This window comes from Pseudomonas sp. SLFW (assembly GCF_009905615.1).
Taxonomy (GTDB): Bacteria; Pseudomonadota; Gammaproteobacteria; order Pseudomonadales; family Pseudomonadaceae; genus Aquipseudomonas; species Aquipseudomonas bambusae.
Map to the genome: position 1 here is coordinate 35,292 of NZ_JAAAKW010000001.1, position 23,291 is coordinate 58,582.

Annotated in this window: 19 protein-coding genes; 10 read left to right on the forward strand and 9 right to left on the reverse strand. The window is 59.8% G+C overall.

The window, feature by feature from the left end; all coding sequences use genetic code 11:
• The first annotated feature begins 9 nt into the window (after positions 1–9).
• The gene (gene phnX, locus GVN17_RS00120) at positions 10–855 is read left to right on the forward strand and encodes a phosphonoacetaldehyde hydrolase (protein WP_166593208.1); all 846 of its coding nucleotides are present in this window, start codon (positions 10–12) and stop codon (positions 853–855) included.
• Positions 856–893: 38 nt separating this feature from the next.
• On the opposite strand, the gene GVN17_RS00125 is transcribed toward phnX, so the two are convergent.
• Entirely contained in the window at positions 894–1,457 is a 564-nt protein-coding gene (locus GVN17_RS00125) for an NADPH-dependent FMN reductase (RefSeq protein ID WP_166593209.1), read from the reverse strand.
• Positions 1,458–1,773: 316 nt separating this feature from the next.
• Here GVN17_RS00125 and GVN17_RS00130 point away from each other — a divergent pair, with 316 nt between their 5' ends.
• Positions 1,774–1,983, forward strand: a complete 210-nt coding sequence (locus GVN17_RS00130; RefSeq protein WP_166593210.1) for a hypothetical protein — start codon at positions 1,774–1,776, stop codon at positions 1,981–1,983.
• Positions 1,984–2,070: 87 nt separating this feature from the next.
• On the opposite strand, the gene GVN17_RS00135 is transcribed toward GVN17_RS00130, so the two are convergent.
• The 4 genes from GVN17_RS00135 to GVN17_RS00150 form a co-directional block, all read right to left on the reverse strand.
• A complete protein-coding gene (locus tag GVN17_RS00135) occupies positions 2,071–2,652 on the reverse strand; it encodes a GNAT family N-acetyltransferase (RefSeq protein WP_166593211.1) in 582 nt (193 codons plus the stop codon).
• Positions 2,653–2,701: 49 nt separating this feature from the next.
• Positions 2,702–3,445, reverse strand: coding sequence for a DNA polymerase III subunit epsilon (gene dnaQ / locus GVN17_RS00140; protein ID WP_166593791.1), 744 nt, complete (start codon positions 3,443–3,445; stop codon positions 2,702–2,704).
• 345 nt (positions 3,446–3,790) lie between these two features.
• Positions 3,791–4,249, reverse strand: a complete 459-nt coding sequence (rnhA, locus tag GVN17_RS00145) for a ribonuclease HI (RefSeq protein ID WP_166593212.1) — start codon at positions 4,247–4,249, stop codon at positions 3,791–3,793.
• Between the two features lie 47 nt (positions 4,250–4,296).
• Complete coding sequence (locus GVN17_RS00150; RefSeq protein ID WP_166593213.1) at positions 4,297–5,055, reverse strand: class I SAM-dependent methyltransferase; 759 nt, start codon at positions 5,053–5,055, stop codon at positions 4,297–4,299.
• A 97-nt stretch (positions 5,056–5,152) separates the two neighbouring features.
• Between GVN17_RS00150 and gloB the strand changes: the two genes are divergently transcribed.
• The 8 genes from gloB (at position 5,153) to fabI (ending at position 16,154) form a co-directional block, all read left to right on the forward strand.
• Positions 5,153–5,932, forward strand: a complete 780-nt coding sequence (gloB, locus tag GVN17_RS00155; RefSeq protein WP_166593214.1) for a hydroxyacylglutathione hydrolase — start codon at positions 5,153–5,155, stop codon at positions 5,930–5,932.
• A 99-nt stretch (positions 5,933–6,031) separates the two neighbouring features.
• Positions 6,032–7,666: a lytic transglycosylase domain-containing protein gene (locus GVN17_RS00160; protein WP_166593215.1), complete on the forward strand. Its 1,635-nt coding sequence runs from the start codon at positions 6,032–6,034 to the stop codon at positions 7,664–7,666.
• A 248-nt stretch (positions 7,667–7,914) separates the two neighbouring features.
• A complete protein-coding gene (locus GVN17_RS00165) occupies positions 7,915–9,744 on the forward strand; it encodes an extracellular solute-binding protein (RefSeq protein WP_166593216.1) in 1,830 nt (609 codons plus the stop codon).
• Positions 9,741–11,633, forward strand: a complete 1,893-nt coding sequence (locus GVN17_RS00170) for an extracellular solute-binding protein (protein WP_166593217.1) — start codon at positions 9,741–9,743, stop codon at positions 11,631–11,633. Before GVN17_RS00165 ends, GVN17_RS00170 begins: the two co-directional genes overlap by 4 nt.
• A gap of 1 nt (position 11,634) precedes the next feature.
• A complete protein-coding gene (locus GVN17_RS00175; RefSeq protein ID WP_166593218.1) occupies positions 11,635–12,708 on the forward strand; it encodes a microcin C ABC transporter permease YejB in 1,074 nt (357 codons plus the stop codon).
• A gap of 1 nt (position 12,709) precedes the next feature.
• A complete protein-coding gene (locus GVN17_RS00180; RefSeq protein ID WP_166593219.1) occupies positions 12,710–13,729 on the forward strand; it encodes an ABC transporter permease in 1,020 nt (339 codons plus the stop codon).
• Position 13,730: 1 nt separating this feature from the next.
• Entirely contained in the window at positions 13,731–15,341 is a 1,611-nt protein-coding gene (locus tag GVN17_RS00185) for an ABC transporter ATP-binding protein (RefSeq protein WP_166593220.1), read from the forward strand.
• 18 nt (positions 15,342–15,359) lie between these two features.
• Positions 15,360–16,154: an enoyl-ACP reductase FabI gene (gene fabI, locus GVN17_RS00190; protein WP_166593221.1), complete on the forward strand. Its 795-nt coding sequence runs from the start codon at positions 15,360–15,362 to the stop codon at positions 16,152–16,154.
• Between the two features lie 604 nt (positions 16,155–16,758).
• On the opposite strand, the gene GVN17_RS00195 is transcribed toward fabI, so the two are convergent.
• The 4 genes from GVN17_RS00195 to clpX form a co-directional block, all read right to left on the reverse strand.
• Entirely contained in the window at positions 16,759–18,633 is a 1,875-nt protein-coding gene (locus tag GVN17_RS00195) for a SurA N-terminal domain-containing protein (RefSeq protein WP_166593222.1), read from the reverse strand.
• 260 nt (positions 18,634–18,893) lie between these two features.
• The gene (locus tag GVN17_RS00200) at positions 18,894–19,166 is read right to left on the reverse strand and encodes an HU family DNA-binding protein (RefSeq protein WP_003174819.1); all 273 of its coding nucleotides are present in this window, start codon (positions 19,164–19,166) and stop codon (positions 18,894–18,896) included.
• A 157-nt stretch (positions 19,167–19,323) separates the two neighbouring features.
• A complete protein-coding gene (gene lon / locus GVN17_RS00205) occupies positions 19,324–21,720 on the reverse strand; it encodes an endopeptidase La (protein WP_166593223.1) in 2,397 nt (798 codons plus the stop codon).
• Positions 21,721–21,903: 183 nt separating this feature from the next.
• Complete coding sequence (gene clpX / locus GVN17_RS00210) at positions 21,904–23,187, reverse strand: ATP-dependent Clp protease ATP-binding subunit ClpX (RefSeq protein ID WP_166593224.1); 1,284 nt, start codon at positions 23,185–23,187, stop codon at positions 21,904–21,906.
• Positions 23,188–23,291 lie beyond the last annotated feature (104 nt).

Below are 23,291 nucleotides of genomic sequence, written 5' to 3' on the forward strand. Positions count from 1 at the left end.
GATTGACCGATGAACTATAAGCACCCTACTCACCTGCAAGCAGCGATTCTGGACTGGGCAGGCACCGTCGTCGATTTCGGTTCATTCGCCCCGACGCAGATTTTCGTCGAGGCCTTTGCCGAGTTCGAGGTGCAAGTCTCCATCGAAGAAGCCCGCGGCCCCATGGGCATGGGCAAGTGGGACCACATTCGGACGCTGTGCGATCAATCACCGATTGCCGAGCGTTACCGCAAGGTGTTCGGCCGCGTGCCCACAGACGAGGACGTGACGGCGATCTATGAACGCTTCATGCCGTTGCAAATCGAAAAAATCGCCGAGCACTCGGCACTGATCCCCGGCGCGTTGGACACCCTCACCCGTCTGCGCCAGCAAGGAGTGAAAATCGGTTCCTGCTCGGGCTATCCGGCGGTGGTGATGAAAAAAGTCGTCGAACTGGCCGCGCAAAACGGTTACGTGGCCGACCACGTGGTCGCCACTGATGAAGTGCCAAACGGGCGCCCCTGGCCTGCTCAGGCGCTCGCTAACGTGATTGCATTGGGAATCGATGACGTGGCCGCGTGTGTCAAGGTCGACGACACCGTACCGGGGATTCTCGAAGGCCGACGTGCAGGAATGTGGACGGTGGCACTGCTCTGCTCGGGCAATGCGCTGGGCATGACGCACGAACAGTATCAAGCGCTGACACCCGAGAGGCTGGACGCCGAGCGCACACGTATTCACGCATTGTTCGAAGGCTCACGCCCGCACTATCTCGTCGATACGATTAATGAGTTGCCCGAGGTGATCGCCGACATCAACCGGCGTCTGGCAAACGGGGAAATGCCGCAGAATCTCCGAGAACCCTGCACCCTGTAGCAGTCCGGCAAGCCGGACTGCTACAGAGGCTTCAGCTATCAGGCCTTAAGCGTGCGCTCAACGTGCGCCGCAAATGCATCGATGATGGCCTGCAGGAACGGGCGGGTCTTCTCGCTCAGCTTGCCTTGCTCATCGAAGAACGTCCCGGCGTTGCCCAGATACGCCTCAGGTTGCTGCATGCACAGCACGTCGAGGAACACGAAGCTCTGGCGCAAATGCTGGTTCGCACCGAAACCACCGATGGCACCCGGCGATACGCTCACCACGGCCGCAGGTTTGGCCTTGCCCCACGAGCTCTTGCCGTACGGACGCGAGCCCACGTCGATGGCGTTTTTCAGTGCACCGGGCACCGAGCGGTTGTACTCAGGGGTGACGAACAGGAAACCGTCGGCGCCCTGGAGCGACTGGCGGAATGCGGTGTAGGCGGCCGGGGGAGAATCGAGGTCGATGTCTTCGTTGTACAGCGGCAGGTCGCCGATTTCGACGATGCTCAGTTTCAGGCTGGGCGGTGCCAACTCTGCCAGTGCGCGGGCGACTTTGCGGTTAATGGAGTCTTTTCGCAAGCTGCCGACGATCACTGCAATGGTATGGGGCTGGCTCATGAAGCTGACCTTCTTCTGATGGAGGAGTGGACAGTTATAGATGAAAGATGCCGTTCAGTCCGCCCTGTTTTTTGGTTGCCACTCATCGAATCCGCCGATCTTCGTGGCGAATCTCGTCGCGTCCACACCTACCGTTGGTCGCGACTATTTTTTCCCTCAACGAAAACTCCCCCTCAAAACGGCGGTCTGAAAGGCTTGAGCGAGGAAGGTGCCTACAGATCCTACGGATTTGCCTTACGAGCGGACACGGATTCACGGCGCGCAGTGGTACGATGCGAGCGAAAACGAGCAGTTATTTCCAGAGGTTACAAAGCAAATGGCTTCAGTTCTAGTTGGGCAATTTCATGCCAGAGATGCGGAAGGTCGCATCTACCCGGTGCATGAATTCCGCGAATCACAGCCCGACGAGGCTGACGGCAAGGAGCCCGTGTCCACCTATCGCCTGGCCATTGGCGACCGCGTGAACCACTTGGGTGGCGATGAATTCGAATTGGTGCAGTCAGGGATCAAACTCACCCGCACGTGAAGCAGCCACGAGCTTCGAGTGGTGAGCGGCAAGTTAAAAGCAGTGCGCGGTGTCTGGAAGTGCGTTGTTCAGCTTGAGGCTTGTAGCTTATAGCTCGGAGCTGTCGACGGAGTCGACGGAGTCGAAAAGCAGGTACCAGAAGATCGCTGATTCTTGCGTCGTCGGGTCGATGGCGCGGTAGCGCAGGTGGTCGATTCCGCCGACCACGAACCCGTAGTTTTCATACAACCGGCACGCCGCCAAGTTGTTGTTCTGGGTTTCCAGCACGATGCCCGGCAGGTAGTGTTTGCGGGCCCAGAACTGTGCCACGTCCAGCAGTTTCCCGGCAACGCCGTTGCGCCGGGCCACGGTGTCCACCGCCAGCTCATCGATGTGGGCAAAACCATTCCAGTGTTTGCTGATGACGATATGCCCGACCGGGTCCTCGTCCAGCCACGCCACCAACACGGTGCCGTCGCCACCGTCGCGGTAGTTGCAGAACTCTTCCGAATCAATCCCGTAATTCTTTAGATAAGGTTCGACCGGCGTCACAGGCCATTGCGCCACGGGCTGACCGATCTGCACCTGCGCGTAGCCGGTGACCTCAAAGGTGAATTCGCAGTTGAGGATGTAATCCTCGAAGCACTCGTTCGCGACACGAATGCTCAGGGTCGGGCTGGCCATTGTCACCGGGAGCCTCCTGCGCCTTGGATGAACGGAGTCAAGCCTGCCTGGCGGCTCAGGCTTGCTGGGCCTGCGCTTCCAGCAACTGAGTCCAGAGTGCCGGAGCGCCAGCCGACTTGGCGATGACCGCCAGACGCGCTTCGTGCTCGGCCCTTTCGGCCTCACTCGCCATGACGATCCGGCCCGGCGTGCGGTTGACGATCTTCCGCACTTCGGAAGGACGGTCCGCACCGCCCTCGCCATCGTTGTTACCCGCCAGGGACAGGGCCGTCTGGCCACCGGTCATCGCCAGGTAAACATCCGCGAGAATCTCGGAGTCGAGCAACGCGCCGTGCAGCTCACGACCGGAGTTGTCGACGTCGTAGCGTTTGCACAGGGCGTCGAGACTGTTGCGTTGACCCGGATGACGCTCACGGGCCATGGCCAGGGTGTCGAGGATCGAGCAATAGCTGGAAAGATTGGCGCGGTCGTGCTGGCCAATCAGATTGAATTCGTTATTGAGGAAGCCAACGTCGAAGGGCGCGTTGTGGATGATCAGCTGCGCGCCCTTGATGAACTCGTAGAACTCATCGGCGACTTCGGCAAAACGCGGCTTGCCGATCAGGAACTGGTCCGTGATGCCGTGAACGCCGATGGCGCCCTCGTCGCTGTCACGGTCCGGTTGCAGGTACACGTGGAAATGACGCCCGGTCAACCGCCGACCGATCACCTCGACACACCCGATCTCGATCACCCGGTGGCCATCAGTGACGGGCATACCGGTGGTTTCGGTGTCGAGTACGACTCGACGTTCAGTGATGATGTTCTGTGCAGTCATTGCCTGGCGCCTCGGTTGCAGGCGCGGATATTAACACGGGAGTTTTCGGGATGTGTGCACGACCGATTGGATGAAGCCCACGCTCACAGAATTGCCTGTTCGCCGCGAGTTCGGGCCAGACGCGGCCCCCACTGTAGGAGCGAATTGATTCGCGAAGGTGGGTCAGGCGATGGAGATGCTCGGCTGCACCGGCCAATCGCGAATAAATTCGCTCCTACAGGGTCCATCTGCGCCGCGAAGTCCGGGCCTAGCACGGACTCAACTGTGGGAGCGAATTCATTCGCGAAGATGGGTCAGGCGGTGGAAATGTATCGGCCGCACAGGCCATCAACCGTGCTTGATCCCCCGCACTTCATCCACGCCGCGATTCGCCAATTGATCGGCACGCTCGTTGCCGGGGTGGCCGATGTGCCCGCGCACCCACTTCCAGGTGACGTTGTGGCGGTTGACCTGCTCGTCCAGTTGCTTCCACAGGTCGGCGTTCTTCACCGGTTCTTTCGCCGCCGTCTTCCAGCCGCGCTTCTTCCAGTTGACCATCCACTCGGTGATGCCCTTCATCACATACTGCGAGTCGGTCACCAGAATCACGTCACAGGAACGCTTGAGCTCTTCCAGCCCGCGTATTGCCCCCAGCAGCTCCATGCGATTGTTGGTGGTGTTGGCCTCACCGCCCCAGAGTTCCTTTTCAACGCCTTTGCAGACCAGCAATGCGCCCCAGCCGCCAAGACCGGGATTGCCCTTGCAGGCGCCATCGGAGAAGAGTTCGACGGTATCGGTATCGCTCATTACGTTCGTTCCAGAAATGATGAAGCCCGGCTATCCACGATAAGGGATCAAAGCTCGGGGGTGCGCCGATTGACCTTGGCCATCGGCAACGGCAGAAGTTTGCCCATGGGCTCACGGCGTGGCATGCGCACCGGTCGCAGCCCGACCACCATCTTGCGTGCCACTAATAAATAGAAGCCGCCACCGGGGCTCTGCCAGCCACCGCCCAGACGCTCAAGGCCTGACAGGCGGTTTTGCCACTTAGGCGAAGCAAGCGGCGGACGATAGCACCCGAACCGGCGTTTCTCCAGCGCGAAGCCCAGCAGATTGAGCCAGTCGCCGACCCGCGATGGCGAGATGCAACGCGCCCGACGCAAGGCATCGTTGGCGAAGAAATGACGGACGCCCCACGTGCTCCACGGGTTGATGCCGACGATCACCAAATGGCCACCAGGTCGCACACTGCTGGCGGCTTCGCGCAACAGGCCATGGGGTGAAAGACAGAAATCCAGCCCGTGCTGCATCACCACGACGTCAGCCGCGTGCTCGCTCAACGGCCAGGCCTGCTCTTCGCACACGATCTCAACCCCCGGCAAGGGCGCGCCAAGCCGTACGTTGCGCTGCACCTGCTTGGCTTCGGGCGGGTTTTGCGCCGACGGTCCGTAATGCACCAGGTAGCCGCCGAAGAACCGTTCGAGCTCTTCTTCGAGCACCTTTCGTTCTTCTTCCAGCAACAACTGCCCCAAAGGGCCGGACAGCCACTCACGGGCAGCGCTGATCAACTCAAGCCACTCGGGGTCGGCCTGGGCGAACGCTTCATCGGTCATTTCCGGTCTCCATGAGATGGCCCGCGCGAGGAAGGCTCGCGTGGACGCTATTCAGACTCTAAGATTGCGCTTTGTTTCCAGCCAAGTGAATCGCGCCATGATACAGATCGATGCCCTGCCCGCTTTCACCGATAACTACATCTGGTTGTTACAAGACAATGCCAGCAAGCGTTGCGCCGTGGTCGATCCCGGCGACGCCGCGCCCGTGCTGGCCTGGCTGGGCAACCACCCTGGCTGGGAACTGAGCGACATCCTGATCACCCATCACCACGCGGACCACACCGGTGGCGTGGCCGAGCTCAAGGACCTCACTGGCGCCAAAGTCTACGGCCCGGCCAACGAAAAGATCCCGGCCCGGGACGTTGCGCTGTCCGATCACGATGAAGTCACCGTACTCGGCCTGACCTTCGCCGTCCATGCGGTCCCCGGCCACACCCTGGGGCACATCGCCTTTTATCACGCCGATCCGCAGACGCCCCTGCTGTTCAGCGGTGACACGTTGTTCGCGGCGGGCTGCGGTCGACTGTTCGAAGGCACCCCGGAACAGATGCATCACTCGTTGAGCCGTCTGGCCGAGTTGCCCGACAGCACTGAGGTGTACTGCGCTCATGAATACACCCTGAGCAACCTGCGTTTTGCCGTGGCCGTGGAGCCGGAGAACCCGGACGTCACTGGCCGTTTCGAGCAAGTGACCCGCTGGCGCGAGGAAAACCGTATCAGCCTGCCCTCGACATTGGGGCTGGAGCGCAAGACCAATCCGTTTTTGCGCGCTTCGCAACCTTCAGTAAAACAAAAAGCGGACGAACGGACGGGTATAGACAACGCGTCGCCTGTAGCCGTTTTTGCCGCCTTGCGCGCCTGGAAAGATAAGTTCTAAACGGGTCGCGGATCGGCACAAAAATTCTGAAAGGTTGACCGTTCTTAAGACGCTTTCTAGAATCGCCCGACATTTTCGACTGGAACTATCCCCCAGCCAATGTCGTCATCCATACGCAGAACCTTTAATTCCGACGCATTGACTCGGTTAGCTCAGGCAATCGCGGTGGTCGCGAGCGCAACGTTGGCAGGCTGCCAGACCACCAGCAGCCTGGAGCCCAGCGGCTCGACCAACGTCTCTCACACCCCCGCCGTTGCCAAACCCCAGCCTGTTTTCGTGGCACGCAAACCTGCTCCGCTGGCCCCGCCCCACGATGTGTGGGAACGCATGCGTCAGGGCTTCCAGTTGCAAGACGGCAACGGCCTCAACCCGCGCATCGACCAACAGCGTCTCTGGTTCGCCAACAATCCGTCGTTTCTCGAAACGGCCGGTGAGCGTGGCAGCCTTTATATGCACTACATCGTCGAACGCCTCGAAGAACGCAACATGCCCTTAGAACTGGCGCTGCTGCCGGTCATCGAAAGCGCCTACAACCCGAACGCGCTGTCCCGCAGCGATGCAGCGGGCATCTGGCAGTTTATCCCGTCCACGGGGCGTTACTTCAACCTGCGCCAGACCAGTTTCTACGACGGTCGCCGGGATATCACGGCGTCCACCGCCGCCGCCCTCGACTACCTGACCAAGCTGCACGACATGTTCAACGGCGACTGGCTGCTGGCTCTCGCGGCCTATAACGCCGGTGAAGGCACCGTCAGCCGCGCCATTGAACGCAACGAAAAGCTCAATCTGCCGACCGACTACTGGAACCTGCCCCTGCCGCAGGAGACCCGCGACTACGTGCCGAAACTGCTGGCCCTGTCGCAAGTGGTCATGTCGCCGGAAGCCTACGGCGTCAACCTCAACCCGATCGACAACAAGCCTTACTTCGAAGTCGTCGAGTTGAACCAGCGCATGGACCTGTCCAAAGTCGCGCAGATGGCCAACATCGATGAAGACGAGCTGATGCAGCTCAACCCGGCGTTCAAGAAGCGCCTGACCATCGACGGCCCTCAGCACCTGTTGGTGCCGACCTCCAAATCACAATTGCTGACCGCCAACCTCTCGAACATGAGGCCCGAAGAGTTGGTGGACTGGCAGCAATACCGCGTGCGTCCGGGCGACAGCCTGGCCAGCATCGCCAGCCGCTACAAGGTGTCGACCAGCACGCTCAAGGACTTGAACAAGCTCTCGGGCAATCACCTCAAGCGCGGTCAGGCCCTGACCATTCCCGTGCAACCGGGCATGAAAACCGCGATGCCGGTGTTCGAAGAAGTGGCCGAGGTGGATGAAAAGCCTGTCCGCATGCGCACCTATAAAGTGAAGAAGGGCGACACCCTCGCCCAGATTGCCCGCGCTAATAAGGTGGATGCCAAGGACCTGCAGCACTGGAACAAGCTGACCGGCCACAACATGAAAGTGGGCCAGACGCTGGTGATGCAGGACAACAGCAAGCCTGCCCCGGCCGCCAAAGCCAGCGCCCGCGCCGTGGCCAAGGCCGACACCGGCAGCAAGGCCAAAGGCAAGGCTCAGGACGCCGAACCGAAGGCGATGCAGTACAAGATCCAGAAAGGCGACTCGATGTACGCCGTGGCCAAGCGTTTCAACGTCGAGATGCAACACCTCAAGCGCTGGAACCCGCGCAGCGGCCAGGCGTTGAAGCCTGGGCAGACGTTGACGGTTTACCTGCCGCATTGATCTACCGACACCGCCCCCTCCGCAGAGCGCGATTGCGTTGAATCCTTCAACGCATCATTCGCTGACACGCTTCTGAACCTGTAGGAGTGAGCTCGCTCGCGATAGCGGTGTGTCTCTGACACATCGGTCGCCTGAAACACCGCTATCGCGAGCAAGCTCACTCCTACAGGTTCGATGCTGGCCACCACCCTTTTTCCAGCCCATACAAGCTGTTACTGTGACCGACCGCTGCCTGGATCGAACGCCATTTGATACGCCTCCTGCTGCTGACTTTCAGCCTGGTCTTGAGCACGACAGCCGCCGCGACCATCAGCGAAAGCCATGGTTACGCACAGTTCGGTGTCCTCAAGTACCCGGCCAGCTTCACCCATTTCGACTGGGTCAATCCCGAGGCGCCGAAGGCTGGCACCCTGCGAATCATGGCCAACGGCACGTTTGACACGCTCAACCCCTACACTTTCAAGGGCAGCAGCCCGATCTCGACCCCCAATTTCGGCCAGTACGGCGTCAGTGAGCTGAACGAACCGCTCATGGTCGGCACCGGGCAATACGACCCGTCCGGGGACGAACCGACGTCAAGCTACGGCCTGATCGCCAAGACCGTCGAATACAGCGAGGACCGCAGCTGGGTGGTGTTCAACCTGCGCCCCGAAGCGCGCTTTCACGACGGCAAGCCGATCACTGCCTACGACGTGGCGTTTTCCTACAGAACCCTGTTGAAAGACGGACACCCGCAATACCGCACGGCGTTGCAGGAAGTGCAGCGGGTGGACATCCTCAACCGCCATCGCATCCGTTTCGTGTTCAAGCGATCCGGCAATCCATTATTGATCCTGCGCCTCGGCGAACTGCCCGTACTGCCGCAGCATTACTGGAAGAACCGCGACTTCAAGGCCACCACCTACGAGGCGCCGCTGGGCAGCGGGCCGTACCGCATCACTCAGGTCCGTCCGGGGCGCAGCCTGGTGTTCGAGCGGGTCAAGGATTACTGGGGCAAGGACCTGCCGGTCAATCGCGGCAAGTACAACTTCAACCGTGTGGAAGTGGAGTTCTACCGCGATGCCGACGTCGCTTTCGAAGCCTTCAAGGCGGGCGAATTCGACATCTACATCGAGCATCAGGCCAAGAACTGGTTCACCGGCTACGACTACCCCGCCGTCAACGAAGGCCGTGTGATCAAGGCGCAGATTCCGCACCAGATCCCGACCCAGACCCAGGGCCTGTTCATGAACACCCGGCGCGGCACCTTCGCTGACATTCGCGTCCGGGAAGCCCTGGGCCTGATGTTCAATTTCGAGTGGACCAACCGCACGCTGTTCAACAACGCCTACCAGCGCTCGACCAGCTACTACCCCAACAGCGAATTTTCCGCGACCGACCTGCCGTCCGGCCGCGAATTCCTGATGCTGTCGCCCTATCGCAATCAACTGCCCGCGCCGCTGTTCACCCAACCGTTTGCGGTGTCGAAAACCGATGGCGGCGGCGTGCCCCGCGACACCATTCGCCGCGCCCTCGGCCTGCTCGCCGATGCCGGTTGGAGATTCACCGACCGTGGCCTGACCAACGCGGCCGGTCAGCCGTTGCGTTTTGAAATACTCCTGGTCAACCCAAGCCTCGAACGAATCCTGCAGCCCTACATCGAAGACCTCACGCGAATCGGCATCGAGGCTCGGCTGCGCACGGTCGATCGCGCTCAATACAAGCAGCGGCTGGACCAGTTCGATTTCGACATGATTCTGATGACCCTCAGCCAGACCCTGAGTCCGGGCCTGGAACAATGGCAGTATTTCCATTCCAGCCAGGCCAGCATCAAAGGCAGCAAGAACTACGCGGGCGTCGCCAATCCGGTGGTGGATAGCCTCCTCAGCCAGCTACTGTCGGCGAAAACCCGTGAAGATCAGGTCGCCGCGACCAAGGCACTGGACCGCGTCCTGCTCTGGCAGCATTACATGATCCCCAACTGGTACCTCAGCACCCATCGTCTGGCGTACCGCAACAGATTCGCCTTCGTCACCACCCCGCCCTATACCCTGGGCCTGCGTGCGTGGTGGCTCAAGCCTTCGGAGAAAAACCCATGACTGCCCTCCGCTCCCTGACGCGGGTTGGCGGCTTGTTGCTGAGCCCGTTCCTGCTGACTCCACTGCTGCTGGGGATGGCCACCTCATCCCAGGCCGCGCCGCAACATGCCATCACGCTCTACAACGAAGCGCCCAAATACCCGGCGGACTACAGGCACTTCGATTACGTGAACCCCGACGCGCCGAAGGGCGGCATCCTGCGCAGCGCCGGGTTTGGCGGCTTCGACAGCCTCAATCCGTTCATCAGCAAGGGCGTGCCCGCCGACGACATCGGCCTGATTTACGACACCCTGATGCGTCAGGGTCTGGACGAGCCGTTCACCGAATACGGCCTCATCGCCGAGAAAGTCGAACGCGCCCCGGACAACAGCTGGGTGCGTTTCTACCTGCGACCTGAAGCCAGGTTCAACGACGGCCACCCGGTGCGTGCCGACGACGTGGTGTTCAGCTTCGAGACGCTGATCAAGGACGGCTCGCCGCTGTACCGCAGCTATTACGCTGATGTCGATCAGGCGGTCGCGGAAAACCCCACCACGGTGCTGTTCAAGTTCAAGCACAACGACAACCGCGAGCTGCCGCTGATCATTGGCCAACTGCCGGTGCTGCCGAAACATTGGTGGGCCACCCGCGATTTCAGCAAGGGCAATCTGGAGATTCCGTTGGGCAGCGGGCCGTACAAGGTGGTCGACGTCAAACCCGGACGCTCGGTGCGTTACGAGCGGGTCAAGGATTACTGGGGCAAGGACCTGCCGGTCAACAAGGGTTTCTACAACTTCGACAAGCTGTCCACCGACTACTACCGCGACAACACCGTCGCCCTCGAAGCCTTGAAGGCCGGGGCGTTCGACTTCTGGCAGGAAATGACCGCGAAGAATTGGGCCACCGCCTATGACGTTCCCGCCGTGCGTGAGGGCCGTTTGATCAAGGAAGAAATCCCCAACGGCAACCCGCAAGGCATGCAGGGTTTCATCTTCAACCTGCGCAAGCCGATGTTCCAGGACGTCCGTGTGCGTCAGGCCCTGAGCCTGCTGCTGGATTTCGAGTGGACCAACAAGCAACTATTTTTTGGCACCTATACACGTACAAAAAGTTATTTCGACAACTCGGACATGGGCTCCCGTGGACTGCCGTCCGAGGCCGAGCTGAACATCCTCGAACCGCTGCGTGACAAACTGCCGCCCGCGCTGTTCACCGAGGAGTTCAAACTGCCGGTCACCGATGGCAGCGGCATCATTCGCGAGCAACAGCGCAAGGCGTTCGCGTTGCTGAAAGACGCGGGCTGGAAGATCGTCGGCGACAAGATGGTCGACACCGAAGGCAAGCCGGTCAGCATCGAATTCCTGCTGGCTCAGACCGAATTCGAGCGCGTGCTGTTGCCGTTCAAGCGCAACCTGGCGGACATCGGCATCAACCTGGAGATTCGCCGGGTGGACGTCTCGCAATACATCACCCGCCGCCGCTCGCGGGACTACGACATGATCGTCGGCAGCTTCCCGCAATCCAGCTCGCCGGGTAACGAACAGCGCGAATACTGGGATTCGTCCGCTGCCGACAAACCGGGCAGCTACAACCTGATCGGGCTGAAGGACCCGGCCGTCGACACGCTGGTCAGTGGCCTGATCAACGCGGACTCGCGCCAGAGCCTGATCGACCACACCCGCGCCCTCGATCGCGCCCTGCTCTGGGGCTACTACGTGATCCCCAACTGGCATATCAAAACCTGGCGGTTGGCGTACTGGGATCACCTTGGTCATCCGAAAAAATCCCCGCTCTACGACATCGGCACCATGACCTGGTGGGTCAAACCCGACGCGACCCCTGCGATTCCGGTGCAAACCACGCAGGACGCCGCCGAGCCTGAAGCACCTTCCAAGGACACGGAGCAATAACATGCTGGCGTACATTCTGCGGCGTTTGCTGCTGATCGTGCCGACCCTGTTCGGCATCCTGTTGATCAACTTCGTGATCATCCAGGCCGCTCCCGGTGGCCCGGTGGAACAGATGATCGCCAAGCTCGAAGGCTTCGAAGGCGCCACCAGTCGCATCGCCGGGGGCGGCGCGGAAGTCTCGGTGGCGGGCTCGACCTACCGCGGCGCACAGGGCCTGGACCCGGCGCTGATCAAGGAAATCGAGCACATGTACGGCTTCGACAAGTCGGCGCCGGAACGCCTGTGGATCATGGTCAAGAATTACGCCCGCCTCGATTTCGGCGACAGCTTCTTCCGCGACGCCAAGGTCATTGACCTGATCGTCGAGAAGATGCCGGTTTCGATCTCGCTCGGGTTGTGGAGCACCCTGATCATGTACCTGGTGTCGATCCCGCTGGGGATCGCCAAAGCCACGCGACACGGCAGCCAGTTCGACGTCTGGACCAGCTCGGCGATCATCGTCGGTTATGCGATCCCTGCGTTTTTGTTCGCCATCCTGCTGATCGTGGTCTTCGCAGGCGGCAGTTATTTCGACTGGTTCCCGCTGCGGGGCCTGACCTCCAGCAACTTCGACGAGCTGAGCTGGCTGGGGAAGGTTGGCGATTACTTCTGGCACCTTGTGCTGCCAATCACCGCGTTGGTGATCGGCAACTTTGCCACCATGACCCTGCTGACCAAAAACAGCTTCCTCGATGAAATCGGCAAGCAGTACGTGATCACCGCCAAGGCCAAGGGCCTGACTCAGCATCGCGTGCTCTACGGCCATGTGTTTCGCAACGCAATGCTGCTGGTGATTGCGGGTTTCCCGTCGGCGTTCATTGGCATCTTCTTCACCGGCTCCCTGCTGGTGGAGGTGATCTTTTCCCTCGACGGCCTGGGCCTGATGAGTTTCGAAGCCGCGATCAACCGCGACTACCCGGTGGTGTTTGGCACCCTCTTCATCTTCACCCTGCTGGGGCTGGTGGTGAAACTGATCGGCGACCTGACCTACACGCTGGTTGACCCACGTATCGACTTCGACCGCAGGGATCATTGATATGACGTTGTCCCCTCTCAATCGACGCCGTTTCGAACGCTTCAAGGCCAACAAACGCGGCTGGTGGTCGCTGTGGCTGTTTCTCATCCTGTTCGGCCTGAGCCTCGGTGCCGAGCTGATCGCCAACGACAAACCGCTGATCGTGAAATACGACGGCCAATGGTTTTTCCCGGTGTTCGAGCGCTACCCCGAAACGACCTTCGGCGGCGAATTCCCGCTGGAAGCCAACTACAAGAGCCCGTACATCAAGGAGCTGATCGCGGCCAAAGACGGCTGGACGTTATGGGCGCCGATCCCGTTCAGCTACCAGAGCATCAACTACGACCTGAAAGTCCCGGCCCCTGCCCCGCCGTCCCGCGAGAATCTCTTCGGCACCGACGACCAGGGCCGTGATGTGCTGGCCCGGGTGATCTACGGTTTCCGCGTCTCGGTGCTGTTCGCCCTGACGCTGACGGTCCTTAGCTCGATCATCGGCGTCATCGCCGGAGCCTTGCAGGGCTTTTATGGCGGCTGGGTCGATCTGGTCGGCCAACGTTTTCTGGAAATCTGGTCGGGCCTGCCGGTGCTGTACCTGCTGATCATCCTCGCCAGCTTCGTGCAGCCCAACTTCTGGTGGCTGCTGGGCATCATGCTGCTGTTCTCGTGGATGAGCCTGGTGGATGTGGTGCGCGCCGAGTTCCTGCGCGGACGCAACCTCGAATACGTGCGCGCCGCCCGCGCCCTGGGCATGCAGAACGGCGCGATCATGTTCCGCCACATCCTGCCCAACGCCATGGTCTCGACCATGACCTTCATGCCGTTCATTCTCACCGGCGCGATCGGCACCCTTACCGCGCTGGACTTCCTGGGCTTCGGCCTGCCCGCCGGCTCGCCCTCGCTGGGCGAACTGGTCGCGCAGGGCAAATCCAACCTGCAAGCGCCGTGGCTGGGCATCAGTGCCTTTGCCGTGCTGGCGATCATGTTGAGTCTGCTGGTGTTCATCGGCGAATCCGCCCGTGACGCGTTCGACCCGAGGAAATGAGATGAATCAGGACAATCTGATCGAAATCCGCAACCTGTCCGTCGAGTTCGTCACCGGCCAGAAAACCCAGCGTGTGGTCGAAGGCATCAGCTTTGACATCCGCAAGGGAGAAACCCTGGCGTTGGTCGGCGAAAGCGGATCGGGCAAGTCAGTCACCGCCCATTCGATCCTGCGACTGCTGCCCTACCCCTTGGCACGGCATCCGACCGGCACGATCCAGTACGCGGGCAACGAGCTGCTGACGGTCAGCGAGAAGCGCATGCGCGCCATCCGTGGCAACCGCATTGCGATGATTTTCCAGGAGCCGATGACCTCGCTGAACCCGCTGCAATCCATCGAAAAGCAGATCAACGAAGTCCTGGGATTGCACAAAGGCCTGACCGGCAAAGCGGCCACACGGCGCACGCTGGAGCTGCTGGAACTGGTGGGCATCCCTGAGCCGCTCAAACGCCTCAAAGCCCTGCCCCACGAGCTGTCAGGCGGCCAGCGGCAGCGGGTGATGATCGCAATGGCACTGGCGAATGAGCCGGAATTGCTGATCGCCGACGAGCCGACCACCGCGCTGGACGTCACGGTGCAGCTGAAAATCCTCAAGCTACTGAAAGAATTGCAGGCCCGACTGGGCATGGCATTGCTGCTGATCAGCCACGATTTGAACGTCGTTCGACAAATTGCCAACCGAGTATGTGTCATGCAGCGCGGTTGCATCGTCGAACAGGCATCGTGCGAAGAGCTGTTCCGCGCACCGCAGCATCCGTACACCAAAGAACTGCTCAGCGCCGAGCCCAAAGGCGGCCCGGCGAACAACGTGCCGGGCGCGCCGATGCTGGAAGTCGAAGACCTGAAAGTCTGGTTTCCGATCAAGAAAGGCGTGTTCAAGCGCACCGTCGATCACGTCAAGGCCGTGGACGGCATCCACTTCAGTCTGCCCAAGGGCCAGACGCTGGGGATCGTCGGCGAAAGCGGCTCGGGCAAATCGACGTTGGGGCTGGCGATTCTCAGGTTGATTCGCAGCGAAGGCGAGATACGCTTTCAGGGCGATTCACTGGCCTGCCTCAAGCAGGATCAGGTGCGGCCGTTGCGGCGGCAGATGCAGGTGGTGTTTCAGGACCCGTTCGGCAGCCTGAGCCCGCGCATGTCGGTGTGTGACATCGTGGGCGAAGGCCTGCGGATTCACAAGATCGGCACGCCGGTCGAGCAAGAGGCCGCGGTGATCGCGGCGCTCAAGGAAGTAGGCCTGGACCCGGAAACCCGGCACCGCTACCCCCATGAGTTTTCGGGCGGACAGCGGCAAAGGATCGCCATCGCACGGGCATTAGTGTTAAAACCGGCGCTGATTTTACTGGACGAGCCCACATCGGCCCTCGACCGGACTGTTCAGCGTCAAGTGGTGGAGCTTTTGCGCTCCCTGCAAACCAAGTACAACCTGACGTATTTGTTTATCAGCCATGACCTGGCGGTAGTCAAAGCGCTGAGCCACCAACTGATGGTGGTCAAGCAAGGCCAAGTGGTCGAACAGGGTGTGGCAGAAGATATTTTCGCCGCACCGCAACATCCTTATACACAGCAGCTGCTGGAGGCCGCGTTTCTGGCCCCAGCAACTGTCGATTAACCTGAAGAGGAAAAAACCATGGGTTTTCTCGCCGGTAAGCGCGTCCTGATCGTCGGTGTCGCCAGCAAATTGTCCATCGCATCCGGTATCGCTGCCGCCATGCATCGCGAGGGCGCTGAGCTTGCCTTCACCTACCAGAACGAAAAACTCAAAGGCCGCGTCGAAGAATTCGCAGCGGGCTGGGGTTCGAACGCTGATCTGTGCTTCCCTTGCGACGTCGCCAGCGACGAAGAAATCGCCAAGGTTTTCGAAGAACTGAGCAAGAAGTGGGACGGCCTGGACTGCATCGTGCACTCCGTCGGCTTCGCCCCGGGCGACCAACTGGACGGCGACTTCACCCAAGCCACCACCCGTGACGGTTTCCGCATCGCCCACGACATCAGCGCCTACAGCTTCGTGGCCCTGGCCAAAGCCGGTCGTGAACTGATGAAAGGCCGCAACGGCAGCCTGCTGACCCTGTCGTACCTGGGCGCCGAGCGCACCATGCCGAACTACAACGTGATGGGCATGGCCAAGGCCAGCCTGGAAGCCGGTGTTCGTTATCTGGCCCGCAGCCTCGGCCCGGACGGCACTCGTGTTAACGCGGTGTCGGCCGGTCCGATCCGCACCCTCGCCGCTTCCGGCATCAAAAACTTCCGCAAAATGCTGGACGCCAACGAAGCGCAAACCCCGCTGCGCCGCAACGTCACCATTGACGAAGTGGGCAACGCAGGCGCGTTCCTGTGCTCGGACCTGGCGTCCGGCGTGAGCGGCGAGATCATGTATGTCGACGGTGGTTTCAACACCACGGCGATGGGTGATCTGGAAGGCTGATCTTTTAAGCTTTGCGCGATAACTGAAAAGCCCCGGTTCTCTCGAACCGGGGCTTTTTTGTTTTAGGGGCTGACGCTGTACCTGTGGGAGCGAATTCATTCGCGATGGGCCGGTACATGAACCCTCCTTCGCGAATGAATTCGCTCCCACAGGATCATTCACCGATCTTCCTCGCGCCAGCCTCAGCTCTTGAGCTTGATCTTGATCTTGATCTTGATCTTGATCTTGGGACGCGCCCTCACAGACACCGCAGAACTCGACTTGGGTGCAGGCCGAACGCAGGCGGCGCGGAGTGGGTCGAGCGGCAGGGATGCCGCGAGAGCGCCGCAAGGACATGGATGACCGTTCGGCGCGGGCCCACGGAGCGTTGCCGGAGTGAGGGAACTTCGACGAAGCCGAAGCCAAACCAGGAGCAGGGCCTTTTGGTTACTTTTTGGCTCTTGAAAAAGTGACCCGCTGTAAGAGCGGAACCGACACCGGCGCCACCCATGGCAACGGATATGCCCCCATCCCAACGCCACTTCAAAATCTAAAATCCAAAAACAAAAAAGCCCCGACTCTCACGAGCCGGGGCTTTTTGTTTTTCAGCAGGTATTACGACGGATCAGTACTTCTCGATCTTCGCAGCCGATTGCAGCTGTGCCTGATACGACTCGAAGTCCTGACGTCCCTCACGGGACGCGAGGAAGCGACGGTACTGGGTCTTCTCGGCATCAGTCGCCGGAGCGGCCTGATTCACGCCATTGAGGCGCACCACCACGAAGCTGCCATCGGCAGCGGTCAGGCTGGCGTAAGCCGGCTTATCCTTGCCCTCAGGCTTAGGCATGCGGAACAGCGCCTGCAGCACCTGAGGGTCTACACCCTCTTGGCCACGAGAACCGGCTTCGACAACTTTCCAGCTCTGGCCTTCCTGTTTGGTCGCGGTGTACGGCACCTTGCCATCGCGCAACCCGGCCAGCAGCGCTTCGCCCTTGCCCTTGACTGCATCGCTGGCGTGGTTCTTGACCAGTTGCGCGCGAATGGCGTTAGAAACGGCTTCCAGCGGCAATTGTTCAGGTTGACGGTGCTCTTTCACGTGCACCACCACTACCGTTTCAGGATCGAGTTCCAGCGCCGAGCTGTTGGAACCCTCTTCCATCACTTCAGGGCTAAACGCGGCCTGGATCACAGCGCGGTTTGCTGCGACGCCTTCGCCACCTTCACGGCCGAACGGCGCCGTGGTCTGAACCTTCAGGCCCAGGTCCTGTGCAGGTTGCGACAGATCGGACGCTTCGTACGCCGCATCCTGCAATTTCTTGCTGGCGTCGACATATTGCTGCTCGACCTGCAGCGATTTCAGCTCGTGGGTCAGTTTGTCTTTCAGGCTGGCGAAGGTCGGCACCGACGGCGCTTCAACACCTAGCAATTTGATCAGGTGCCAGCCGAACTGGCTCTTGACCGGGGCGGACACCTGGTCCTTGTTCAACGCATACAGCGCGTCTTCGAAGCTCGGGTCGTATACGCCCTTGCCTGCATAACCGAGATCACCGCCTTTGCCTGACGAACCCGGGTCTTGCGAGAACTCTTTGGCCAGTGCCGCGAAGTCTTCACCCTTGGCCAGACGCTGCTGGATCTCTTCGATCTTCGCCTTCGCCTGTGCGTCGGTGGTTTTGTCGTTGACCTCGATCAGGATGTGCGCCGCACGACGCTGCTCGGCCAGGTTGGCGATCTCTTTCTGGTAGGCGGCCTGAAGGTCTTCGTCCTTCACCGACACCTTGTCGAAGAACGACGACTTTTTCAGCTCGATGTAATCCAGGACCACTTGCTCAGGGCTCAAGAATTCCTTGGCGTGCTGGTCGTAGTGCGCCTTGATTTCGTCGTCAGTGACTTTCACGTTGGACGGATCGGCGGGCAGAGTCAGCGTCGCGAAATCGCGAGTCTGTTTTTCCAGACGGGCGAACGCATCGACCTGAGCGTCGGTGACAAAAGCACTGCCGCCGATGCCTGCGCGAATCTGCCCGATCAGCATTTCCTGACCCAGAATCTGGCGGAATTGCAGACGGCTGTAACCCAACTGACGGACGACCTGATCGAAACGGTCAGCATTGAATTTGCCGTCGACCTGAAATTCGGGCGTCATCAGGATCTGCTGATCCAGCGCCGCTTCCGAGAAGCCAAACTTGGCATCCGCTGCGCCCTGCAGCAGCAGCTTGCGATCGATCAGGCCCTTGAGCGCCGACTCCCGCAGCATCTGTTCATTGAGCATCGCCGGATCGAAATCCTTGCCCAACTGTTGCACGAGCTGGCGGCGTTGCATCTCAACGGCCTGACCCAGGTCGGTCTGAGTGATTTCGTCACCGTTGACCTTTGCCGCGTCCTGGCTGTGGCTGGTGGCCCTGAAAATGGCATCGAAACCCGTCAGCGCCATCAGCGCCATGACAACGCCGATGATGGTCTTGGCAATCCAGCCTTGTGAATTGTCCCTGATATTCTGCAGCATGCGTCCCCCAGAGGGTTGTACTCAACTCACCAAGCTGCGACACACGGAGCGGAGCGTGGGTGTATTCCGGATAGAAGAAAGGCGCATCCGAGGATGCGCCTTCTCGTAACTTTCAAAAACGGGCATAACAGGCGAAGCGGACAGGGTTCGATGTTGCGTTCCCTGGGGGTGACAGGCCAGCGCTTGACCAACCGCACTTGCCGCTTCACGCCCGGAACAGAGGTAACGCTGTCCCGGACGGGCAAAGGTAACGAAGAAACTTAGTTGACCGCTTCTTTCAGCGCTTTACCGGCTTTGAAGCCTGGCTTCTTGGCGGCAGCGATTTGCAGTGCCTTGCCAGTCTGAGGGTTGCGGCCGGTACGGGCAGGACGATCAGTTACGGAGAAAGTGCCGAAGCCAACCAGTACAACGGAGTCGCCAGCCTTAAGAGCGCCAGTGACGGATTCGATTACTGCGTCCAGCGCACGGCCAGCAGCAGCTTTCGGGATGTCAGCGGATGCGGCGATAGCATCAATCAGTTCCGACTTGTTCACTCTAAGTCCCCTTATATCTATCTATATTGAGTATATTTTCTAAGTTTTTTGGTGTTGCCAAACGAACGCTATGTGGCCTGCCTATAAGGACAGTTTGGGCTTGAAGAGCCGCTTTATAACAAGGGCTCTAAAAAGCTGTCAAGGAAGGCCCCACGGACTAATGCGTGCTAATTCTTTCCTTAGACTCAGACTCGCGTTTTTCATCCTTTGCAACCATCTCCGGAGCCACATCCGGCAAGGGCTCCGGCGCGTATTGCAGCGCAATTTGCAGGACTTCGTCAATCCATTTAACAGGTTTGATTTGCAGGTCTGCCTTGATGTTGTCAGGAATTTCCTTCAAATCGCGTACGTTTTCTTCCGGAATGATCACCGTTTTAATTCCGCCACGGTGTGCGGCCAGCAGTTTTTCCTTCAAACCGCCAATCGCCAGCACTTGACCACGCAAGGTGATTTCACCGGTCATGGCCACATCGGCACGCACAGGGATCTGTGTCAGCGCCGAAACCAGTGCCGTGCACATGCCTACACCCGCGCTAGGGCCGTCTTTGGGCGTCGCCCCTTCCGGCATGTGGATATGCGTGTCGCGCTTCTCGTGGAAGTCCAGGGGGATGCCCAGGCTCTTCGCCCGACTGCGCACCACCGTGAGCGCCGCAGTGATCGATTCGACCATGACGTCGCCCAGCGAACCGGTCTTGATCAACTGCCCCTTACCCGGCACCACGGCCGCTTCGATGGTCAGCAATTCGCCGCCCACTTGCGTCCACGCCAAGCCAGTCACTTGACCGATCTGATCCTGCTGCTCGGCCAGGCCGTAGCGGAATTTACGCACACCAAGGAAGTTTTCCAGCATCGCAGCGGTGACCACGACAGTGAAACGCTTCTCGCCAGCGTGCTCTTTGACCGCCTTGCGGCAGACTTTGGCGATCTGACGCTCCAGACTCCGCACACCCGCTTCACGCGTGTAGTACCGGATAATGTCGCGTATGGCCTCTTCTTCGAACTCGATTTCACCTTTTTTCAGGCCGTTGGCAGCGATCTGCTTGGGCGAGAGGTACTTGGTGGCGATATTGATTTTCTCGTCTTCGGTGTAACCCGGCAGACGAATCACTTCCATACGGTCCAGCAAGGCCGCTGGAATGTTCATCGAGTTGGCGGTGCAGAGGAACATCACATCCGACAGGTCGTAATCGACCTCCAGGTAGTGATCGTTGAAGTTGTGGTTCTGCTCGGGATCGAGCACTTCAAGCAGCGCCGACGCCGGGTCACCGCGCATGTCGCTGCCCATCTTGTCGATTTCGTCGAGCAGGAACAGTGGGTTGCGCACGCCGACCTTGGTCATCTTCTGGATCAGACGACCCGGCATCGAGCCGATGTACGTCCGACGGTGACCACGAATTTCAGCTTCGTCACGCACACCACCCAAGGCCATGCGCACGAACTTGCGGTTGGTGGCGTGTGCGATCGACTCGGCCAGCGAGGTCTTGCCCACGCCAGGCGGACCGACCAGACACAGCACCGGACCACGAATCTTCTTCACACGCTTTTGCACGGCGAGGTATTCGAGAATCCGCTCTTTGACTTCTTCCAGACCGTAATGGTCAGCGTCGAGGATGTCCTCGGCCCGTGCGAGGTCCAGACGCACCTTGCTCTGAGCCTTCCACGGCACCTGCACCAGCCAGTCGATGTAAGAACGCACGACGGTGGCTTCAGCCGACATGGGCGACATCTGTTTCAGCTTGTTCAGCTCGGCAGTGGCCTTGGTCATGGCGTCTTTCGGCAGGCCAGCCGCATCGATGCGCTTTTTCAGCTCTTCGATTTCGTTGTGGCCTTCGTCGCTGTCGCCAAGCTCTTTCTGAATGGCCTTCATCTGCTCATTCAGGTAGTACTCGCGCTGGCTACGCTCCATTTGTTTCTTCACACGACCGCGAATGCGTTTCTCGACCTGCAACAGATCGATTTCGGCATCCAACAGGGCGAGCACGTGTTCGACACGGGCGCCCAGGTCGATGATTTCGAGGATTTCCTGCTTCTGCTCGATCTTCAGCGCCATGTGCGCGGCCATGGTGTCGACCAGACGGCCAGGCTCATCGATGCTGTTGAGCGACGACAGGACTTCAGCCGGGACTTTTTTGCCAAGCTGCACATATTGCTCGAACTGCGACAGCAGGCTGCGCACGAACACTTCGGATTCACGGTCTGGCGCTTCGACTTCGTCGATCAACGCCACTTCGGCGCGGCAATGGCCGTCCACTTCGATGAAACGCTCAACGGAGCCGCGCTGCTCGCCTTCGACCAACACTTTGACGGTGCCGTCCGGGAGCTTGAGCAGCTGCAATACGGTTGCAATGGTCCCTACGCTATAAAGGGCGTCTTCACCGGGATCATCGTCTGCAGGATTTCTTTGCGCGAGCAGCAGGATCTGCTTGTCACCGGTCATCGCAGCCTCAAGGGCCTCGATCGACTTCTCGCGCCCCACGAACAGTGGGATCACCATGTGCGGATACACCACGACATCACGCAATGGCAAAAGAGGCAGTTCAATGGTCGTCTTCATGATTTCGCCTCTACGGCGGCCTTAAGGCCATGGACAGATAGAAATGAGCTGAAAACCAAGATGGGGGTACCGATTCAAAAAAACAAGCGCCGGTTCGAGTTAATGCGAAAGGAGCCCTTGAAACGCAAAAAGGGCCCGAGGGCCCTTTTCGTTTTCCAGTTGCCCGGTGCGAAGCCGCAAGGCTTACGCGTCGGGTGCCGCCTTCGCAGGTGGCTCACTGTTTTCGTAGATCAACAGCGGCTTGGACGTACCTTCAATCACGCTTTCGTCGATCACCACCTTGCTCACGTCGGATTGCGACGGGATTTCGTACATGGTGTCGAGCAGCACGCCTTCGAGAATGGAGCGCAAACCACGGGCACCGGTCTTGCGCTCCAGCGCGCGACGGGCAACCGACTTGAGTGCGTCAGTGCGGAACTCAAGGTCCACACCTTCCATTTCGAACAGCTTGCCGTACTGCTTGGTCAGCGCGTTTTTCGGCTCGGTCAGAATCTGCATCAACGCAGCTTCGTCCAGCTCGTCCAGGGTCGCGAGCACCGGCAGACGGCCCACGAACTCAGGGATCAGACCGAACTTGACCAGATCGTCAGGCTCGACTTCACGCAGGGATTCGCCAACCTTCTTGCCCTCTTCCTTGCTGCGAACCTCGGCGCCAAAGCCGATGCCGCCTTTGGTGGAGCGATTCTGAATGACCTTTTCCAGGCCAGAGAACGCACCGCCGCAGATGAACAGGATGTTGCGCGTGTCCACTTGCAGGAATTCCTGCTGTGGATGCTTGCGACCGCCTTGGGGCGGAACGGAAGCCACGGTACCCTCGATCAGTTTCAGCAAGGCCTGTTGCACGCCCTCGCCCGAGACGTCACGGGTGATCGAAGGGTTGTCGGACTTGCGCGAAATCTTGTCGATTTCGTCGATGTAGACAATGCCCATCTGGGCCTTCTCGACATCGTAATCGCACTTCTGCAACAACTTCTGGATGATGTTTTCCACGTCCTCACCCACATAACCGGCTTCGGTCAGGGTGGTGGCGTCGGCGATGGTGAACGGTACATTGAGCAAACGGGCCAGCGTTTCAGCCAGCAGGGTCTTGCCGGAGCCTGTAGGGCCGATCAGCAGGATGTTGCTCTTGCCCAGTTCAACGTCGTCGTTTTTCTTGTCGCGCTGGTTCAGACGCTTGTAGTGGTTATACACCGCTACTGCGAGAACCTTCTTGGCACGCTCCTGACCGATGACGTACTGGTCAAGGATGCCGCTGATTTCTTTCGGCGATGGCAATTTATGCGCGCTGCTCTCTGCCTGTGCTTCCTGCACCTCCTCGCGGATGATGTCATTGCACAGGTCGACGCACTCGTCACAGATAAATACCGAGGGGCCGGCAATCAATTTGCGCACTTCATGCTGGCTTTTGCCGCAGAAGGAGCAATAAAGCAGTTTGCCGTTGTCCTCGCCGTTGCGGGTGTCAGTCATTCGATCGATCCAATCCGGTAGGCTTGCAACACAAGATGAAGGCAATTGCGGGCTTTTTCAAGTCCGCAGGTGGCACGGGGGTCCCGACCACCTGGGATTACTGC

Excerpts from the sequence above, each read along its gene's own strand:
- lon (WP_166593223.1), bottom strand. The coding sequence starts at position 21,720 with ATGAAGACGACCATTGAACTGCCTCTTTTGCCATTGCGTGATGTCGTG.
- phnX (WP_166593208.1), top strand. The coding sequence starts at position 10 with ATGAACTATAAGCACCCTACTCACCTGCAAGCAGCGATTCTGGACTGG.
- clpX (WP_166593224.1), bottom strand. The coding sequence starts at position 23,187 with ATGACTGACACCCGCAACGGCGAGGACAACGGCAAACTGCTTTATTGC.
- rnhA (WP_166593212.1), bottom strand. The coding sequence starts at position 4,249 with ATGAGCGATACCGATACCGTCGAACTCTTCTCCGATGGCGCCTGCAAG.
- GVN17_RS00195 (WP_166593222.1), bottom strand. The coding sequence starts at position 18,633 with ATGCTGCAGAATATCAGGGACAATTCACAAGGCTGGATTGCCAAGACC.
- GVN17_RS00180 (WP_166593219.1), top strand. The coding sequence starts at position 12,710 with ATGACGTTGTCCCCTCTCAATCGACGCCGTTTCGAACGCTTCAAGGCC.
- gloB (WP_166593214.1), top strand. The coding sequence starts at position 5,153 with ATGATACAGATCGATGCCCTGCCCGCTTTCACCGATAACTACATCTGG.
- GVN17_RS00175 (WP_166593218.1), top strand. The coding sequence starts at position 11,635 with ATGCTGGCGTACATTCTGCGGCGTTTGCTGCTGATCGTGCCGACCCTG.
- GVN17_RS00160 (WP_166593215.1), top strand. The coding sequence starts at position 6,032 with ATGTCGTCATCCATACGCAGAACCTTTAATTCCGACGCATTGACTCGG.
- GVN17_RS00150 (WP_166593213.1), bottom strand. The coding sequence starts at position 5,055 with ATGACCGATGAAGCGTTCGCCCAGGCCGACCCCGAGTGGCTTGAGTTG.
- GVN17_RS00185 (WP_166593220.1), top strand. The coding sequence starts at position 13,731 with ATGAATCAGGACAATCTGATCGAAATCCGCAACCTGTCCGTCGAGTTC.
- GVN17_RS00125 (WP_166593209.1), bottom strand. The coding sequence starts at position 1,457 with ATGAGCCAGCCCCATACCATTGCAGTGATCGTCGGCAGCTTGCGAAAA.
- GVN17_RS00130 (WP_166593210.1), top strand. The coding sequence starts at position 1,774 with ATGGCTTCAGTTCTAGTTGGGCAATTTCATGCCAGAGATGCGGAAGGT.
- fabI (WP_166593221.1), top strand. The coding sequence starts at position 15,360 with ATGGGTTTTCTCGCCGGTAAGCGCGTCCTGATCGTCGGTGTCGCCAGC.
- GVN17_RS00170 (WP_166593217.1), top strand. The coding sequence starts at position 9,741 with ATGACTGCCCTCCGCTCCCTGACGCGGGTTGGCGGCTTGTTGCTGAGC.